This window comes from Streptomyces sp. NPDC021562 (assembly GCF_040640875.1).
GTDB lineage: Bacteria > Actinomycetota > Actinomycetes > Streptomycetales > Streptomycetaceae > Streptomyces.
Window position 1 is genome coordinate 47,522 of record NZ_JBFACN010000002.1, and the last position, 16,953, is coordinate 64,474.

Annotated in this window: 17 protein-coding genes and 2 tRNA genes; 10 read left to right on the forward strand and 9 right to left on the reverse strand. The window is 70.5% G+C overall.

Annotated elements, in window-relative coordinates; genetic code table 11:
• Positions 1–156 precede the first annotated feature (156 nt).
• Positions 157–348, forward strand: a complete 192-nt coding sequence (locus AB0G52_RS02590; RefSeq protein WP_132888205.1) for a DUF6274 family protein — start codon at positions 157–159, stop codon at positions 346–348.
• A 439-nt stretch (positions 349–787) separates the two neighbouring features.
• Here AB0G52_RS02590 and bldC read toward each other — a convergent pair whose 3' ends face one another.
• Positions 788–994 carry a developmental transcriptional regulator BldC gene (gene bldC, locus AB0G52_RS02595; RefSeq protein WP_003949541.1) on the reverse strand — a complete coding sequence of 69 codons (207 nt, stop codon included), beginning with the start codon at positions 992–994 and terminating at the stop codon, positions 788–790.
• Positions 995–1,573: 579 nt separating this feature from the next.
• Entirely contained in the window at positions 1,574–2,416 is an 843-nt protein-coding gene (locus AB0G52_RS02600) for a hypothetical protein (protein WP_132888206.1), read from the reverse strand.
• Positions 2,417–2,616: 200 nt separating this feature from the next.
• Between AB0G52_RS02600 and AB0G52_RS02605 the strand changes: the two genes are divergently transcribed.
• Both AB0G52_RS02605 and AB0G52_RS02610 read left to right on the forward strand, forming a co-directional pair.
• The gene (locus AB0G52_RS02605) at positions 2,617–3,708 is read left to right on the forward strand and encodes a Glu/Leu/Phe/Val dehydrogenase dimerization domain-containing protein (RefSeq protein WP_132888207.1); all 1,092 of its coding nucleotides are present in this window, start codon (positions 2,617–2,619) and stop codon (positions 3,706–3,708) included.
• A gap of 299 nt (positions 3,709–4,007) precedes the next feature.
• Entirely contained in the window at positions 4,008–4,268 is a 261-nt protein-coding gene (locus AB0G52_RS02610; RefSeq protein WP_132888208.1) for a DUF3073 domain-containing protein, read from the forward strand.
• Positions 4,269–4,422: 154 nt separating this feature from the next.
• On the opposite strand, the gene purM is transcribed toward AB0G52_RS02610, so the two are convergent.
• The 7 genes from purM to purS all read right to left on the reverse strand — a co-directional run bounded on the left by purM (position 4,423) and on the right by purS (position 11,922).
• The gene (purM, locus tag AB0G52_RS02615; protein ID WP_358971261.1) at positions 4,423–5,520 is read right to left on the reverse strand and encodes a phosphoribosylformylglycinamidine cyclo-ligase; all 1,098 of its coding nucleotides are present in this window, start codon (positions 5,518–5,520) and stop codon (positions 4,423–4,425) included.
• A 31-nt stretch (positions 5,521–5,551) separates the two neighbouring features.
• Positions 5,552–7,081 carry an amidophosphoribosyltransferase gene (gene purF, locus AB0G52_RS02620; protein ID WP_132888210.1) on the reverse strand — a complete coding sequence of 510 codons (1,530 nt, stop codon included), beginning with the start codon at positions 7,079–7,081 and terminating at the stop codon, positions 5,552–5,554.
• Positions 7,082–7,301: 220 nt separating this feature from the next.
• On the reverse strand, positions 7,302–7,712 hold the full coding sequence (locus AB0G52_RS02625) for an META domain-containing protein (RefSeq protein ID WP_361333031.1): 411 nt from the start codon (positions 7,710–7,712) through the stop codon (positions 7,302–7,304).
• A gap of 78 nt (positions 7,713–7,790) precedes the next feature.
• Positions 7,791–8,588: a sterol carrier family protein gene (locus AB0G52_RS02630; protein ID WP_361333034.1), complete on the reverse strand. Its 798-nt coding sequence runs from the start codon at positions 8,586–8,588 to the stop codon at positions 7,791–7,793.
• Positions 8,589–8,726: 138 nt separating this feature from the next.
• Entirely contained in the window at positions 8,727–10,985 is a 2,259-nt protein-coding gene (gene purL, locus AB0G52_RS02635) for a phosphoribosylformylglycinamidine synthase subunit PurL (protein ID WP_361333037.1), read from the reverse strand.
• Entirely contained in the window at positions 10,982–11,662 is a 681-nt protein-coding gene (purQ, locus tag AB0G52_RS02640; protein WP_132888213.1) for a phosphoribosylformylglycinamidine synthase subunit PurQ, read from the reverse strand. The genes purL and purQ overlap by 4 nt, the downstream gene beginning before the upstream one ends.
• A complete protein-coding gene (gene purS / locus AB0G52_RS02645) occupies positions 11,659–11,922 on the reverse strand; it encodes a phosphoribosylformylglycinamidine synthase subunit PurS (protein WP_007383088.1) in 264 nt (87 codons plus the stop codon). The genes purQ and purS overlap by 4 nt, the downstream gene beginning before the upstream one ends.
• Positions 11,923–12,250: 328 nt before the next feature.
• On the opposite strand from purS, the gene AB0G52_RS02650 reads away from it, so the two are divergent.
• The 7 genes from AB0G52_RS02650 to AB0G52_RS02680 all read left to right on the forward strand — a co-directional run bounded on the left by AB0G52_RS02650 (position 12,251) and on the right by AB0G52_RS02680 (position 16,943).
• Positions 12,251–12,568, forward strand: coding sequence for an Lsr2 family protein (locus AB0G52_RS02650; protein ID WP_132888214.1), 318 nt, complete (start codon positions 12,251–12,253; stop codon positions 12,566–12,568).
• Positions 12,569–12,703: 135 nt separating this feature from the next.
• Positions 12,704–12,775, forward strand: a tRNA-Gly gene (locus AB0G52_RS02655).
• A gap of 80 nt (positions 12,776–12,855) precedes the next feature.
• Positions 12,856–12,931, forward strand: a tRNA-Gly gene (locus AB0G52_RS02660).
• Between the two features lie 142 nt (positions 12,932–13,073).
• The gene (locus AB0G52_RS02665; protein WP_361333040.1) at positions 13,074–14,012 is read left to right on the forward strand and encodes an ABC transporter ATP-binding protein; all 939 of its coding nucleotides are present in this window, start codon (positions 13,074–13,076) and stop codon (positions 14,010–14,012) included.
• The gene (locus AB0G52_RS02670) at positions 14,009–14,830 is read left to right on the forward strand and encodes an ABC transporter permease (RefSeq protein ID WP_361333043.1); all 822 of its coding nucleotides are present in this window, start codon (positions 14,009–14,011) and stop codon (positions 14,828–14,830) included. Before AB0G52_RS02665 ends, AB0G52_RS02670 begins: the two co-directional genes overlap by 4 nt.
• A gap of 17 nt (positions 14,831–14,847) precedes the next feature.
• Complete coding sequence (locus tag AB0G52_RS02675) at positions 14,848–16,332, forward strand: histidine kinase (RefSeq protein ID WP_361333670.1); 1,485 nt, start codon at positions 14,848–14,850, stop codon at positions 16,330–16,332.
• Positions 16,329–16,943 carry a response regulator transcription factor gene (locus AB0G52_RS02680; RefSeq protein WP_361333046.1) on the forward strand — a complete coding sequence of 205 codons (615 nt, stop codon included), beginning with the start codon at positions 16,329–16,331 and terminating at the stop codon, positions 16,941–16,943. Before AB0G52_RS02675 ends, AB0G52_RS02680 begins: the two co-directional genes overlap by 4 nt.
• Positions 16,944–16,953 lie beyond the last annotated feature (10 nt).

The following is a 16,953-nucleotide window of genomic DNA, read 5'->3' on the forward strand; positions in this document are numbered from 1 at the left end:
CAAGGGATGCGGGCCTCGGTCGTATCCACCACACCGCAGGCCCGCATCGCCCAAGAGGTGCGGGCCTCAGTCGTAGCCGTGCCATTGACGGGGTCACATTCCGTCGGTACTCAGGGAGCAGGGCCCGGTTTCCTCGGCCCCCTCGGGAGGTGGCGTATGGCGGCTTCGGTGCGGCACGAGACGCGGGCGCTTCTGAGGGCCCATCTGGCGGCCGCCTCGTCGTACCGGCACCTGACCCGCCACTGTCCCGTCTGCCACCAGCTGCTGCGGCTGGCCATGGACTCGGCCCCCCGTCCGCCGGAAGCCTCCGAGGACGCCCCGGAGGACGAGCGGCCGGCCGGGGTCTGAGCCGGGCGGGACCCAACGCCCTTGCGGCCGTGGGGCGATGGCGTCCCCCGCCCCCATTAGCGCACCCGGGGCGACACAAACAACCCGTGCGGTATGTGACGGGAGTCACCGCATGAGTTCAGGAAACAGCGGTACTTACCCCCCTCCTACAACCGGTCAATTTAATATGTGCAATTGCACCACCCTATCGACTCACTCCAACAGCCCTCCCCAGACTCCGCCAAGCCCGCTCACAGGGACGACACGGGCGCACAAAAAAGATCGCGCTGGACCCGGCGGAGTCCAGCGCGATCTACGACGCACCCTGTGTCGCTTGCCTGAGAAGTTCTTGTCGGCCTGGGCGTGGGCCCTGTTGGGGCAGGTCCCGCGTCGCTTGTAGCTAGGGTTCGGGGCACCTCGACCAGTGGGGGACCGGTCGGTTTGCCCGCTATTCAGTTGGTCAGGCCTCGCTGCGCTGCTGCGGAATACCCGCGAGCAGGGCGCGGACCTCAGCCTCGCGGTAACGGCGGTGTCCGCCGAGCGTGCGAATCGACGTGAGCTTGCCGGCCTTCGCCCACCGCGTGACCGTCTTGGGGTCGACACGGAACATGGTGGCGACCTCAGCCGGGGTCAGCAGCGGCTCGGCATCAGGGGTGCGAGCGGTCATGAGCGGCCTCCTCGGGAGAACCGAACCTTCTCGGTTCTTTCCTCTAAATTCTGCACCTTGACCCGCGTTGCCCGAAATGGCGGACGCGAGTCGAGTCGGTTATAGGACGAACGGCTTGTCCTCGGCACTACAACTACACCATCTGTCCAGCCGCGTCGGCCAAACCGATGGAATTGCCCTCCCAGGTAGTCATCAGCCGCGGAAGCCGATGGACCATGCCATAGCGGACAGTCACGCCACTGTGACGATCAGTCACAGGGGCGATCAGGAGTCACCAGACCCCCCAAAGCACGTAATGCGGAGAATCCGCCCACAGTGCACCACAGTTGGACGGAAGGAGCCTTCCCCGGACTCCTTGTCCTATTTTGGCACGAGGAGTAGCAAGGGACGCAAGGGCCGGGTAAGTGTGATCCATCACCCTTGCCACAAAAGCCCGGATCGGGCCCAACGTCCGTGAGTTCACTGAAGTGCCGTCAAGGTACGTTGTTTCACGGCATCTCGACCGTGACGTACGTCACTCTGCCTGTACCAACTCGTCAGTCAGAACGGATCACCGGGCACGGCTGCTCACGCCGGCGGTCAGTTCGCCGACCGGCGGTCCCGCACCGACCGCCACCGCTCCACCAGCCGCCCGTACGCCTCCCCGGCCGCGGCCCCGTCCCCCTGCCGCAGCGCCGCCACACCGGCCGCCACGTCCGCCGCCGAATGGTCGTCCTCCAGATCACCGGCGGGCAGCGCGTGCACCAGCCCGCCGTAGTCCAGTTCGACCAGCGAGCGCGGGTGGAACTCCTCCAGCCAGCGGCCGACGTCCACCAGGCCGTCGATCAGCGGCCCTTCCTCCACCGTGTCCTTGAGCGTGCGCAACGCCCGGGCCACCCGCCGTCGGGCCTGCACCATCGGCGTGCGGTAGCGCAGCATGGGCGGGATCTCCCCGGTGCCCTTCTCGTACCGGCGCTCCTCGTCGGAGACCAGCACGAACCAGTTCAGCGGCACCTGCCAGGTCGCCGTGCGGATCCACGGCCGGGAGTCGGGGTTGCGCACCAGCCAGCGCTCGTAGTCCACCGCGGCCTGGCGCCGGACCACCGGAGGCAGCATCGCGTCCAGGACCGGCTTCGGCAGCTCCTGCGGCAGCTCCTGGAGGGCCTGCCAGCCGCGCAGCCGGGTCCGCCAGGGGCAGACGCAGACGACGCCGTCCACCTCCAGCACGAACGCGTCGGCGCTCTCCTGCACCGGCACCGGGATCGGCGGGGTGGGCAGCAGGTCGGCCAGCGAGCGGCGCAGTTCGTCCTGGTACGAGGGACGGTCCGAGCGGCGGGCGTACCGCGCCCAGTGGGCGCGCTCGGGCTCCGGAAAGGCGGCCAGCGGCTCGTACACGCGCAGGTATGTCGCGTAGGGCACGACCACCGAGGACACCTTGGGCACGCCTGCTCCCTCCCCATCGGACCGGTCTCGAAACCAGCGTCAGATGGTCCCACGCTCATACGTGCGCACGCGGCACGGCAGAGTGATCCTTGACACTGCGCGGATGGTGGGCGGCCAATAGCTCTACGCTCATGCCAAGCCCCCGCCACCCTTACGGGAGCCCAGCTTCCACCCGCCGAACACAACCGGGAGTCACCACAGTGACCGACGTTTCCACCGGCGTCCTGCACACCCTGTTCCACTCGGACCAGGGCGGTCACGAGCAGGTCGTGCTCTGCCAGGACCGCAGGAGCGGCCTGAAGGCCGTCATCGCCATCCACTCCACCGCGCTGGGCCCCGCCCTCGGCGGCACCCGCTTCTACCCGTACGCGAACGAGGAGGAGGCCGTCGCCGACGCCCTCAACCTCGCGCGCGGGATGTCGTACAAGAACGCCATGGCCGGGCTCGACCACGGCGGCGGCAAGGCCGTGATCATCGGTGATCCGGACCGGGACAAGACCGAGGAGCTGCTGCTCGCCTACGGGCGCTTCGTGGCCTCGCTCGGCGGCCGGTACGTGACCGCCTGCGACGTCGGCACCTATGTCGCCGACATGGACGTGGTGGCCCGCGAGTGCCGCTGGACCACCGGCCGCTCCCCGGAGCACGGCGGCGCCGGCGACTCCTCCGTCCTCACCGCCTACGGCGTCTACCAGGGCATGCGGGCCAGCGCCCAGCACCTGTGGGGCGACCCGTCGCTGCGCGGCCGCACCGTCGGCATCGCCGGCGTCGGCAAGGTCGGCCACCACCTGGTGGAGCACCTCCTGGCGGAGGGTGCCGAGGTCGTGATCACGGACGTACGGCAGGAAGCCGTGCGGCGCGTCGCCGACCGGCACCCGGGCGTGGGTGTCGCCGCCGACACCGAGGCGCTGATCCAGGTCGAGGGGCTCGACATCTACGCCCCCTGCGCGCTCGGCGGCGCCCTGAGCGACGAGTCCGTCCCGGCGCTGACCGCGAAGGTGGTGTGCGGCGCGGCCAACAACCAGCTCGCCCACCCGGGCGTCGAGAAGGACCTCGCGGACCGCGGGATCCTCTACGCGCCGGACTACGTGGTGAACGCGGGCGGGGTCATCCAGGTGGCCGACGAACTGCACGGCTTCGACTTCGAACGGTGCAAGGCGAAGGCGGCGAAGATCTTCGACACCACGCTGGCCATCTTCGCACGTGCGAAGGAGGACGGGATCCCGCCGGCCGCGGCGGCCGACCGGATCGCCGAACAGCGGATGCACGACGCGAGAACGGCCGGTGTCCGCTGACCGAAGCCGGGTCCCCGGACACGATTTCGGTACCCGTCGGCGGACAGTTGGAGAGAACTCTCACGTTCGTCGGCGGGTCGCTCGCCACGAAGTGGTTAAAATCGTCCTTGACCAGCGGGGACGGGGCACTCCGCGGGTCACGGAGTCAGGCGCGTGGTGCGGGCGACGTACCGTATGGGCGCGGGCTCAGGTACCGTGGAAGCCCTACGGACCGGTCTCTCCGAGGAGAGCCCGTTCCGGATCATGAACGCGTGTCAGACTCTGGGGCCGTCGAGCCCCGTCACCGAGGGGGTCGAGCCATGGGGCGCGGCCGGGCCAAGGCCAAGCAGACGAAGGTCGCCCGCCAGCTGAAGTACAACAGCGGTGGGACTGACCTGTCACGTCTGGCCAGCGAGCTGGGCGCATCGACTTCGAGCCAGCCGCCGAACGGCGAGCCGTTCGAGGACGACGACGAGGACGACGACCCGTACGCCCAGTACGCGGATCTCTATAACGATGATGACGACGAGGACGAGGACGACCAGTCCAGTCCCCAGTCGCAACATCGTCGTGGTGCTTGACGTACCACTCCCAGCAGTTCTCATAGCAACTGCACTTCACCCGGTCCGGGGCCTCGACGCCGGACCGGGTTTCGTGCTGTCGCGTTCACTCACCGACCGGCGCGGCCGACCGTGAGGCACCGGTCGGCCGACACCGACCGGCCCGCAGCGGCCGTCAGGCGTAGTCGCCGACCAGTTCCGCACCGGTGGTGTGCTCGCCGCGCTCGGTGATCTCGCCGGCCACCCAGGCCTCGACCCCGCGGTCGGCCAGGGTGGTGAGCGCCACGTCCACGGATTCCTGCGGGACGATCGCGATCATGCCGACGCCCATGTTGAGCGTCTTCTCCAGTTCGAGGCGCTCGACGTCCCCGGTGCGGCCGACCAGCTCGAAGATCGGGCCCGGCGTCCAGGTGGCACGGTCGACGATCGCGTGCAGGTGGTCGGGGATCACCCGGGCCAGGTTCGCGGCCAGACCGCCACCGGTGACGTGGCTGAAGGCGTGCACCTCCGCCGTCCGCATCAGCGCCAGGCAGTCCAGCGAGTAGATCTTGGTCGGCTCCAGGAGTTCCTCGCCGAGGGTGCGGCCCAGGTCCTCGATGTGGGCGTCCAGAGCGAGGCCGGCCTGGTTCAGCAGCACGTGCCGGACCAGGGAGTACCCGTTCGAGTGAAGCCCGGAGGACGCCATCGCGATCACCGCGTCACCCGTACGGATACGATCCGCGCCGAGCAGCCGGTCGGCCTCCACCACGCCCGTACCGGCACCGGCGACGTCGAAGTCGTCCGCGCCGAGCAGGCCCGGGTGCTCGGCCGTCTCACCGCCCACCAGGGCGCAGCCGGCCAGCACACAGCCCTCCGCGATGCCCTTGACGATCGCGGCGACCCGCTCGGGGTGGACCTTGCCGACGCAGATGTAGTCGGTCATGAACAGCGGCTCCGCGCCGCACACCACGATGTCGTCCATGACCATGGCGACCAGGTCGTGACCGATGGTGTCGTAGACGCCCAGCTGCCGGGCGATGTCCACCTTCGTGCCCACGCCGTCGGTCGCGGAGGCGAGCAGCGGACGCTCGTAGTTCTTGAGCGCGGAGGCGTCGAAGAGGCCGGCGAAGCCGCCGAGGCCGCCGAGGACCTCGGGGCGCCGCGTCTTCTTCACCCACTCCTTCATGAGCTCCACCGCGCGGTCGCCCGCCTCGATGTCGACACCGGCGGCCGCGTAGGAGGCGCCGGAGGGGGTGCCCGTCACCGGAGACGACTGGTTAGACACAGCAGACATTGCCTGGGATCTTTCGGGTTGATGACAGGGCTTACGGACGACGGATCGCGTCGGCCGCGGCCGTGGCTGCCGGACCGGCCGCCAGCTCGGTCTCCAGGAGCTGCTTGCCGAGCAGCTCGGGGTCCGGGAGCTCCATCGGGTACTCGCCGTCGAAGCAGGCGCGGCACAGGTTCGGCTTGGCGATGGTGGTCGCCTCGATCATGCCGTCGATGGAGATGTACGCCAGCGAGTCGGCGCCGAGCGAGGTGCCGATCTCCTCGATGGTCATGCCGTTGGCGATCAGCTCGGCGCGGGTGGCGAAGTCGATGCCGAAGAAGCACGGCCACTTGACCGGCGGCGAGGAGATCCGGATGTGGACCTCGGCGGCGCCCGCCTCCCGGAGCATCCGCACCAGCGCGCGCTGCGTGTTGCCGCGCACGATCGAGTCGTCGACGACGACCAGGCGCTTGCCCTTGATGACTTCCTTCAGCGGGTTCAGCTTCAGGCGGATGCCCAGCTGCCGGATGGTCTGCGAGGGCTGGATGAAGGTCCGGCCGACGTAGGCGTTCTTGACCAGGCCGTTGCCGAAGGGGATGCCCGAGGCCTCCGCGTAGCCGACGGCGGCGGGCGTGCCGGACTCCGGGGTCGCTATCACCAGGTCGGCGTCGACCGGGGCTTCCTTGGCGAGCATCCGGCCCATCTCCACGCGGGAGAGGTAGACGTTCCGCCCGGCGATGTCGGTGTCGGGGCGGGCCAGGTACACGTACTCGAAGACACAGCCCTTGGGCTTCGCGTCCGCGAAGCGGGAGGTGCGCAGGCCGTTCTCGTCGATGGCGACGAACTCGCCCGGCTCGATCTCGCGGACGAAGCTGGCGCCGCAGATGTCGAGCGCGGCGGACTCCGAGGCGACCACCCAGCCGCGCTCGAGGCGGCCGAGGACCAGCGGGCGGATGCCCTGCGGGTCACGGGCGGCGTAGAGGGTGTGCTCGTCCATGAAGACGAGGGAGAAGGCGCCCCGCACCTGCGGGAGGACCACGTGCGCGGCCTCCTCGATGGTCAGCGGCTTGCCGTTCTCGTCGACCTGGGCCGCGAGCAGCGCGGTGAGCAGGTCGGTGTCGTTGGTGGCCGCGACCCGGGTGGAGCGGCCGTTGTGGTCCTTGGGGAGTTCGGCGACCATCTCGGCGAGCTGCGCCGTGTTGACCAGGTTGCCGTTGTGGCCGAGCGCGATCGAACCGTGCGCGGTGGCACGGAACGTCGGCTGGGCGTTCTCCCACACGGAGGCACCGGTGGTCGAGTAACGGGCGTGACCGACCGCGATATGCCCCTGCAGGGAACCGAGCGAAGTCTCGTCGAAGACCTGGGAGACGAGGCCCATGTCCTTGAAGACGAGGATCTGGGAGCCGTTGCTGACCGCGATACCCGCGGACTCCTGGCCCCGATGCTGGAGGGCGTACAGCCCGAAGTACGTGAGCTTGGCGACCTCTTCACCGGGAGCCCAGACACCGAAGACGCCGCAAGCGTCCTGGGGGCCCTTCTCGCCGGGGAGCAGATCGTGATTGAGGAGACCGTCACCACGTGGCACGACACCGAGTGTAGGCGAGGTCGACCACTGGTCCGAATTGGGGATTCCCGGCCGTAATGGATCTACGATCGCGACCGCGGTCGTAGCTTTCTCCATTTTTGCTGGTCAGCGCGGTGGGAGGATTCTCCAGACGGGCCCTGTTCGTGCGGACCGCGGTCGGCGCAACCCCCTCGTACCGTATCTCTGAGTGAGGTGTCGCACATGATTCGGGCGGCCCGGTTCACTTCCTGGACAGCTGGACCCGGTCTCCGCCGGGGGTGGTGAGGGTGAGGTTCCGGCCCTCGGTCCGGGTGGTGAGCGGGCCGGCGGCGAGGGTGCGGGCGAGGGCGCGTTCGAAGGTCATGCGGGCTTCGTCGCAGGCCATCCGGGTGGAGCGGGCGTGGCTGAGCCGGATCAGGTCGCCGGTGACCTCGGCGGTGGCGCTGAACCGGTTGCAGCCGTAGCTGCCGGCGGCCCTGCCGTCCTCGATCTTCACATGGGCGGGCGCCGGCGCGCGGTGGGTGGTGCCGTCGACGGTCACGCTGTCGACGGTCCACTCGATGCCGGTCACCGGTTGCCGGTCGCTCACGGAGCCGTCCTTCCCGCCCGCGCAGGCCGCCGCGAGCGTGACGAGCACGGCGACCGCCGTCATGGCCGGGGCCCTGGGCCGCGTGCGCTGCTTGTACCCGTACATACCGATTCGACGGAACGCACGGGGTGATCGGTTCCGTCAGCCCATCAGGGGGAGGTACGCCCCGAGGTCCGCCCGCTCCCCGCTCGCGTCGACCATCGCGTCCGCCACCGCCTGCGTCCACCCCAGCCGCCCGGTGGCCAGCCGCATCCAGGTCAGCGGGTCGGTCTCGACCACGTTCGGCGGGGTGCCCCGGGTGTGCCGGGGCCCCTCGACGCACTGCACCACGGCGTACGGCGGCACACGCACCTCGGTGGAGCCGCCGGGCGCCTTCACGGCGAGCGCGTCGGCGAGCAGCCGGGTGCAGGCGGCCAGCGCCTGCCGGTCGTACGCCACCTGGAGCCCCGGCACGGCGGCGTCGAGGTCGTCGGTGTGGACGACCAGCTCGACGGCACGGGTGACCAGGTAGTCGTCCAGGGACATCGCGCCGGCGCTGGTGGCGAGCAGCCGGGTGCCGGGGTACTCGGCGAGCAGGGCGCGGAAGCTCGCGTCGATGTCGGTGAGGTAGGCGTCGAGGTCGGGGTGCTCGGCGGCGAGCCGCCGGGTGAAGTCGGCGATGGCCGCGGAGTTGGCGGCGGTCCGGAACGGCCAGTCCAGCGGGGTCGCGTCCGCCCGTGCGGGCTCGGGCTCGGCCAGGGCCCGGTGCACGGCGGTGACCGCCATCCCGAGGTGGGCGACGAGGTCCCGCACGCTCCACTCACCGAGCCGGGTGGGGAGGGCGAGCTGCTCGGGGGTGAGGGCGCGGACCGCGTCCCGCACGTGCGAGAACTGGTCGAGGACCGCCGTACGGGTCCTGACGGGGTCGTACGTCCTGGCGCGTTTCCTGACGGTAGGCATGACGGCGAGCGTATTCCGTCGGTCCGACGGTCGGGCGGTCACCGACCCGTACCCACGGCCGAGGGCTCCGGGTGGCGACCCGAGAAGGCCCCGCCCGGAAGAGCATCCGGGCGGGGCCTTCGTCCGTTCTGCGGCCGGCTACGCCAGCAGCGCCTCGATCGTGCCCTCGTGGGCCTCGCGCAGCTCCGCCAGGGTGAGGCTGAACTCGCCCTGGACCTCCACCGCGTCGCCGTCCACGACACCGATGCGGGCGACCGGCAGACCCCGGGCGCCGCACATGTCGTTGAAGCGGACCTCCTCCGAGCGCGGCACGGCGACGACCGCGCGGCCCGCCGACTCGGAGAACAGGAAGGTGAACGCGTCGAGCCCGTCCGGTACGACCAGCCGCGCGCCCTTGCCGCCGAGCAGCGCGGACTCGACCACGGCCTGGATCAGACCGCCGTCGGACAGGTCGTGGGCGGAGTCGATCATGCCGTCGCGGGAGGCGGAGATCAGGATCTCGGCCAGCAGCCGCTCCCGCTCCAGGTCCACCTTCGGGGGCAGGCCGCCCAGGTGGTCGTGGACGACCTGGGACCAGGCCGAGCCCCCGAACTCCTCACGGGTGTCGCCGAGGAGGTAGAGCAGCTGCCCCTCCTCCTGGAAGGCGACCGGGGTGCGGCGGGCGACGTCGTCGATGACACCGAGGACCGCGACCACCGGGGTGGGGTGGATGGCCGCCTCGCCCGTCTGGTTGTAGAGGGAGACGTTGCCGCCGGTCACCGGGGTGCCCAGCTGCTGGCAGGCGTCGGCGAGGCCGCGGATGGCCTCGGCGAACTGCCACATCACCGCCGGGTCCTCGGGCGAGCCGAAGTTCAGGCAGTCGGAGACGGCCAGCGGCTTGGCGCCCGTGGTCGCCACGTTCCGGTAGGCCTCGGAGAGGGCCAGCTGGGCGCCCGCGTACGGGTCCAGCTTGGCGTACCGGCCGTTGCCGTCGGTGGCGATGGCCACGCCGAGGCCGGTCTCCTCGTCGATGCGGATCATGCCCGAGTCCTCGGGCTGGGCCAGCACGGTGTTGCCCTGCACGAAGTGGTCGTACTGCGAGGTGATCCACTTCTTCGAGGCCTGGTTCGGGGAGCCGACCAGCTGCAGGACCTGCTGCTTCAGCTCCGCCGCCGTGGCGGGTCGCGGCAGCTTGTTCGCGTCGTCCGCCTGGAGCTCGTCCTGCCAGGACGGGCGGGCGTACGGGCGCTCGTAGACCGGGCCGTCGTGCGCGACCGTGCGCGGGTCGACGTCCACGATCTTCTCGCCGTGCCAGAAGATCTCCAGACGGTCGCCGTCGGTCACCTCACCGATGACGGTGGCGATGACATCCCACTTCTCGCAGATCTCCAGGAAACGGGCGACCTTGGCCGGCTCGACCACCGCGCACATGCGTTCCTGCGACTCGCTCATGAGGATCTCCTCGGGCGAGAGCGTGGAGTCGCGCAGCGGTACGTCGTCCAGGGTGACGCGCATGCCGCCGGAGCCGTTGGACGCGAGCTCGGAGGTGGCGCAGGACAGACCCGCGGCGCCGAGGTCCTGGATGCCGACGACCAGCTTCTCCCGGAACGCCTCCAGGGTGCACTCGATGAGGAGCTTCTCCTGGAAGGGGTCGCCGACCTGGACCGCGGGGCGCTTGGACGGCTTGGCGTCGTCGAAGGTCTCGGAGGCCAGGATCGACGCGCCGCCGATGCCGTCGCCGCCGGTCCTCGCGCCGTACAGGATGACCTGGTTGCCCGCGCCGGAGGCCTTGGCGAGGTGGATGTCCTCGTGCCGCATGACGCCGATCGCGCCGGCGTTGACCAGCGGGTTGCCCTGGTAGCAGGCGTCGAAGACGACCTCGCCGCCGATGTTCGGCAGGCCCAGGCAGTTGCCGTAGCCGCCGATGCCGGCGACGACGCCGGGCAGGACGCGCTTGGTGTCGGGGTGGTCGGCCGCGCCGAAGCGCAGCGGGTCGACCACGGCCACCGGCCGGGCGCCCATCGCGATGATGTCGCGGACGATGCCGCCGACGCCGGTCGCGGCGCCCTGGTAGGGCTCGACGTACGACGGGTGGTTGTGCGACTCGACCTTGAAGGTGACCGCGTAGCCCTGGCCGACGTCGACCACACCGGCGTTCTCGCCGATGCCGACGAGCAGCGCGTCGGACTGCGGGGCCTTCTCGCCGAACTGGCGGAGGTGGACCTTGGAGGACTTGTACGAGCAGTGCTCGGACCACATGACCGAGTACATGGCGAGTTCGGCGCCGGTCGGGCGGCGGCCGAGGATCTCCACCACCCGCTCGTACTCGTCCTTCTTCAGACCGAGTTCGGCCCAGGGCAGCTCGACGTCGGGGGTCGCGGCCGCGTGCTCGACCGTGTCCAGAGGCGTCCGGCTCATGCGCCCACCAGCTTCTTGAGGATCGAGGTGAAGAACGGGAGACCGTCGGTGCGGCCGGAGCCGATGAGCGGCTCGACGGCGTGCTCCGGGTGCGGCATCAGGCCGACGACGTTCCCGGCCTCGTTGGTGATGCCGGCGATGTCGCGGAGGCTGCCGTTGGGGTTGAAGTCGACGTAACGGAACGCGACCCGGCCCTCCGCCTCCAGCTGGTCGAGCGTGTACTCGTCGGCCACGTAGCGGCCGTCCATGTTCTTCAGCGGGATGTGGATCTCCTGGCCCGCGGAGTAGTCCGTCGTCCAGGCCGTGTCCGCGTTCTCCACCCGCAGCTTCTGGTCGCGGCAGATGAAGTGCAGGTGGTCGTTGCCGAGCATGCCGCCCGGGAGCAGGTGGGCCTCGGTGAGGATCTGGAAGCCGTTGCAGATGCCGAGGACCGGGAGGCCGGCCTTCGCCTGCTCGATGACGGTCTCCATCACCGGCGAGAAGCGGGAGATGGCGCCCGCGCGCAGATAGTCGCCGTAGGAGAAACCACCGGGAAGGACCACCGCGTCGACCTGGTGGAGGTCCTTGTCCTTGTGCCAGAGGGCGACCGGTTCCGCACCCGCGAGCCGGATGGCGCGCTGGGTGTCCCGGTCGTCGAGGCTGCCCGGGAAAGTGACGACGCCAATACGAGCGGTCACTTCGCCGCCTCCGCGACTTCCTCCACCTTGACGGTGAAGTCCTCGATCACGGTGTTGGCGAGGAAGGATTCCGCAAGATCGTGGATGCGGGCGAGCGCGGCCTCGTCGACCGGCCCGTCCACTTCCAGTTCGAATCGCTTTCCCTGACGTACGTCGGAGATGCCGTCGAAACCCAGGCGCGGCAGCGCACGCTGGACCGCCTGGCCCTGGGGGTCGAGGATCTCCGGCTTGAGCATGACGTCGACTACGACGCGTGCCACTGGCACTCCCGGTGTTGGTGCTGAGCTGGTGCCTTCAGACTACCCGCTCCCAATTTCTACGCGGGTAGAGTTGTAGGAAACTACGTGAGCCGCATCACGATCGGGTGACGGCGGGGGATCCACACGAAAAGTTCTGGGAAAGTTCCCCGGGTTCGCCCGCGGAGTCTATTGCGCGTGGGACACGCGGCGGATTTAGTCGAGCTTCACTTTGTATTGCCAGGCACTGTACAAATGAATTGGCAATAGCCGATACTCGGCATGTCATCGCCGCATCACCGTTGAGCTGTGATGAGCTGGATAGACGTGCCACACGAAGGGACCGATATTCGTGGCGCAGAAGGTCGTGGTCACTCTCTTTGACGACATCGACGGCTCGGAAGCGGCGGAAACGATCGCCTTCGGACTCGACGGCAAGTCGTACGAGATCGATCTGAATCAAGCCAACGCCGAGAAACTGCGGACCGCCCTGGAGCCGTTCGTGGTCGCCGGCCGCAAGCGGTCGAAGTCGGGCAAGGCGTACAAGCAGACGGAGGTCGCCCCCGACCCGGCGGCCGTCCGCGCCTGGGCACAGGCGAACAAGATGGACGTCCCGGCGCGCGGACGCATTCCGAAGAAGGTCTACGAGGCGTTCAGCGCCGCCCAGTGACAGGGCGGTCGGCTGCCCCCAGGGTGCGTCAGCCACCCCTGGGGACAGCCGACTTGCGCTACCCCCCTGCTGATCAGCTAATGTCTGGAGCACGCCGAGGGGCGAGGCCGAAAAGCCGAAGCCCACGGAGTACATGCGGGTGTAGTTCAGTAGCAGAACATCCCCCTTCCAGGGGGAAGGCGCAGTGTGCAATTCCTGTCACCCGCTCTGCACCGCCGGTCCTGAGCAGCTTGTGGATCAGGTAGGCTGGTGCTCGCACCGATCGGTGGGAGCCGGTCGGGAGCAGTGCGGACGTAGCTCAGTTGGTAGAGCGCAACCTTGCCAAGGTTGAGGTCGCGAGTTCGAGCCTCGTCGTCCGCTCCAGGCTCCACGAGAAACCCCAGTCATCGACTGGGGTTTTTTCGTGCCCTCGGCCGCTTTCGGCCGGCACTGCACTGACATTTGTCATGGCGAGCGATGACACCGCGCACTGCTGCCGCGCCCCGGCCGCCGGGACGCTTGAGCCATGGAACACAGCGAACACGAACGCGTGATTGAGGTCACAGATCTCCGCCGTGTCTACGGGGGCGGGTTCGCGGCGGTCCGCGGAATCGACTTCTCCGTGGCCCGCGGCGAGATCTACGCGCTGCTGGGCACCAACGGAGCCGGAAAGACCTCCACGGTCGAACTCCTGGAAGGTCTCGCGCCACCGGACGGCGGCCGGGTACGGGTCCTGGGACACGACCCCTACCGCGAGCGGGCCGCCGTACGTCCGCGCACCGGCGTCATGCTCCAGGAGGGCGGCTTCCCCGCCGAACTGACCGTCGCCGAGACGGTACGCATGTGGTCCGGCTGTACGACCGGCGCCCGGCCGCCGGCCGAGGCGCTCGGCCTGGTCGGGCTCGGCGGCAGGACGGACGTGCGCGTCAAGCAGCTCTCCGGCGGCGAGCGCCGCCGTCTCGACCTCGCGCTGGCCCTGCTCGGCCGGCCCGAGGTGCTGTTCCTGGACGAGCCGACCACCGGCCTCGACGCCGAAGGCCGCCGGGCCACCTGGGAGTTGGTCCGCGCACTGCGCGACACCGGCACGACCGTGCTGCTCACCACGCACTACCTGGAGGAGGCCGAGACCCTCGCCGACCGGCTCGCGATCCTGCACGCGGGGCGCATCGCGGTGACCGGGACCCCGGCCGAGGTGACCGCCTCCCGGCCCGCCCGGATCTCCTTCCGGCTGCCCCCCGGCTACTTCCTGGGCGACCTGCCACCACTCGGCCCGCTGGGGGTGAGCGAACACGAACTGGACGGAGACGTGGTACGCCTGCGGACACCGGAGTTGCAGCGCACCGCCACCGCCCTGCTGTCCTGGGCCGAGAAGTCACGGGTGGAACTGCACTCCCTCGACATGCGCTCGGCCTCGCTGGAGGAGGCCTTCCTGGGCATCGCACGGGAGACGGGGGCGGCGGCATGAGCTTCCCGAACGAGTCGACGGCCACACCGGGCCGGACCGGGTTCAGCCGGTCCACCGGATTCGGGAGCCGGTCACGGCGGCGGGTCCGGGCGTTGGCACGGGCGGAGTTCGCGCTGCTCGCGCGGAACCGGAGCGCCGTGGTCACCGCACTGCTCGTGCCTCTCGCGCTGCCGCTCACCGCGCGGCCCGCGATCGACCGGGGCGACCTCAAGGGGAACCTCGGCGCCGTGATGCTCACCGCCGCCATCGGTTTCTCCTTCCTCTTCGCCGTGTACAGCTCCCTGGTCAGCGCGTACGTGGCCCGCCGCGAGGAACTCGTCCTCAAGCGGCTGCGCACCGGGGAGCCGACCGACATGGAGATCCTGGGCGGCACCGCGCTGCCCGCCGTCTGCCTCGGCCTGGCGCAGGCGCTGGTACTGGCCGTCGGGTGCACGGTCCTGCTCGACGCGGGCGCGCCGAAGGCGCCGTACCTCACCGTGCTGGGACTGCTCACCGGCGTGTCGCTCAGTGCCGCGCTCGCCGCACTGACCTCGGCCGTCACCCGCACCACCGAGAGCGCCCAGGTCACCGCGCTGCCGCTGATCTTCGTCTCGATGCTGGGCTCGGGCATCGTCGTGCCCACCGACCTCCTGCCCGACCGGGTCTCCGCGGTCTGCGCGTTCCTCCCGCTCTCCCCGGCCGTCCGGCTGGTCCGGGCCGGCTGGACCGGCGAACTGACCGCGTACGACGCCTTCGGCACCGTGCTCACCGCACTGGCCTGGACCGTCGTGGCCGTGTTTGCTGTACGGCGGTGGTTCCGCTGGGAACCTCGGCGCTGACGGAGGACGGGACCGAGATGGGCGGGGCAGGCGGCTGGTGGCGGGGCAAGACCACCCCCGCCAAGGTCGAGACGTACACACGATGGTCGTTCCACTTCTTCGCGCTGATCGAGGTCACGGCGATCGGGCTGCCCGCGTTCGGGGAGGCCGAACCGGCGCCCTGGGGCCGACTGACCACGCTGGTCGTCGCGCACGCGGCGCTCTGCGCGCTGACCGCCTCCCGGGCCCTGGACTGGGCGCGGGGGCTTCGGGAGCGCCCGGTACGGCTGCTCTGGCTGCTCGGCGCGGCCAGCTACGCGGTCGCCGTCACGGCCCTCGTGCTGCGCGAACACGGCGGCCCGGACCAGGTCCACGGGGCGGCGGCCTCCGTCTTCGTGGGGGTGCCGGCCTTCGGCGCCGGCACCCTGGCGCTCGGCGCCCGCGACCGGCGGCAGGTGGTGGCCACCGTCGTGGGCTTCGCCTGCGGGGCCGGGACGGTCTCCGTCCCCCTGGGCGTGCCCGGGCCGGCCGCGCTGGTCGCTGGGTTCGTGGTGCTGCTGGCCGGCGGTTTCCTCGCCGCCACCGCCATCTTCTCCGTGTGGCTGCTGAACGCCGTCTACGAACTCGACGAGGCCCGTGAGACCCGGGCCCGGCTCGCCGTGGCCGAGGAGCGGCTGCGGTTCGGTCGCGACCTGCACGACGTCCTCGGCCGGAACCTGGCCGTCATCGCCCTCAAGAGCGAACTGGCGGTGCAGCTGGCCCGGCGCGAACGGCCCGAGGCCGTCGAGCAGATGGTCGAGGTGCAGCGGATCGCGCAGGAGTCGCAACGGGAGGTACGGGCCGTCGTCCGGGGGTACCGGGACGCCGATCTGGGCGCCGAACTCACCGGCGCACAGGGGGTGTTGGCCGCGGCCGGGATCTCCTGCGAGGTGACCGGGGACACCACCGGGCTGCCCGCCGAGGTGCAGTCGGCACTCGGGTGGGTGGTGCGGGAGGCGACCACGAACGTGCTGCGGCACGGGGACGCGGGACGGTGTGCGGTGGGGGTGCGGATACGGGAGGGATCTGTGGTGCTGACGGTGGAGAACGACGGCGCCGCGCCCGCGCGTGCGGCAGGGGGCGGGAGCGCGTCGGGGGCGGCCGGAGCCACCGGGTCCCCGGACCGGACAGGAACTGCCGGGACAGTGGTGCAGGAAGCCGGACTGCCGGCCGGTCCAGGGGTCGGCTCCGCTGTCCGGGTCCCGACCGCCACCGGCCCGGGGGCGAGTGCCGCGGAGGCAGCCGGCGGGCTCGTCAGCGGTTTTGGGGGCGGCGCTGCGGACGGCGCCGGAACCGTCGGCGGTTCCCGGGGCGGGGGCGGCGGGGGAGCCGGGTCCGGGCTGGTCGGGTTGCGGGAGCGGCTCGCGGGGGTGGGCGGGACGCTGGAGGCCGGGCCGGTGGGAACGGACGGGTTCCGGGTGGTGGCCTCGGTGCCGCTGTCCGGTCGTACGGCCGATCCGAGTGCGAGCGGAGTCACCTCATGACGTCCGCGGTGCGGCTGCTGCTGGCCGACGACGAGCATCTGATCCGGGGCGCGCTGGCCGCCCTGCTGGGACTGGAGGACGATCTGGTCGTGGTCGCGGAGGCGGCGAGCGGGCCGGAGGCGCTGGCCATGGCGCGCGCCCACCGGCCGGACGTGGTGGTGCTGGACCTCCAGATGCCCGGGGCGGACGGTGTGAAGGTGGCCACATCGCTGCGGACCGAACTGCCCGGCTGCCGGGTGCTGATCGTGACCGGCCACGGACGGCCCGGGCATCTGAAACGGGCGCTCGCGGCGGGTGTCCGGGGGTTCGTCCCGAAGACGGTCAGCGCCCAGCGGCTCGCCGAGATCATCCGCACCGTGCACGCGGGAAACCGTTACATCGACCCGGAGTTGGCCGCCGACGCCATCTCCGCCGGGGACTCGCCGCTGACCAGCCGGGAGGCCGAGGTACTGGAACTGGCGGCCGACGGGGCGCCGGTCACCGAGATCGCCGAGCGGGCCGCGCTGTCCCCGGGGACCGTGCGCAACTACCTCTCCTCCGCCGTCACCAAACTCGGTGCGGAGAACCGTCATGCGGCAGTGCGTCTCGCACGGGAGCGAGGTTGGGTATAGTTGCTCTCGC

Coding starts and splice junctions, on each gene's coding strand:
- AB0G52_RS02670 (WP_361333043.1), top strand. CDS start 14,009: ATGAGCTTCCCGAACGAGTCGACGGCCACACCGGGCCGGACCGGGTTC.
- purM (WP_358971261.1), bottom strand. CDS start 5,520: ATGTCTGCTGTGTCTAACCAGTCGTCTCCGGTGACGGGCACCCCCTCC.
- AB0G52_RS02665 (WP_361333040.1), top strand. CDS start 13,074: ATGGAACACAGCGAACACGAACGCGTGATTGAGGTCACAGATCTCCGC.
- AB0G52_RS02610 (WP_132888208.1), top strand. CDS start 4,008: ATGGGGCGCGGCCGGGCCAAGGCCAAGCAGACGAAGGTCGCCCGCCAG.
- AB0G52_RS02625 (WP_361333031.1), bottom strand. CDS start 7,712: ATGACGGCGGTCGCCGTGCTCGTCACGCTCGCGGCGGCCTGCGCGGGC.
- AB0G52_RS02680 (WP_361333046.1), top strand. CDS start 16,329: ATGACGTCCGCGGTGCGGCTGCTGCTGGCCGACGACGAGCATCTGATC.
- bldC (WP_003949541.1), bottom strand. CDS start 994: ATGACCGCTCGCACCCCTGATGCCGAGCCGCTGCTGACCCCGGCTGAG.
- AB0G52_RS02630 (WP_361333034.1), bottom strand. CDS start 8,588: ATGCCTACCGTCAGGAAACGCGCCAGGACGTACGACCCCGTCAGGACC.
- purL (WP_361333037.1), bottom strand. CDS start 10,985: ATGAGCCGGACGCCTCTGGACACGGTCGAGCACGCGGCCGCGACCCCC.
- AB0G52_RS02590 (WP_132888205.1), top strand. CDS start 157: ATGGCGGCTTCGGTGCGGCACGAGACGCGGGCGCTTCTGAGGGCCCAT.
- AB0G52_RS02675 (WP_361333670.1), top strand. CDS start 14,848: ATGGGCGGGGCAGGCGGCTGGTGGCGGGGCAAGACCACCCCCGCCAAG.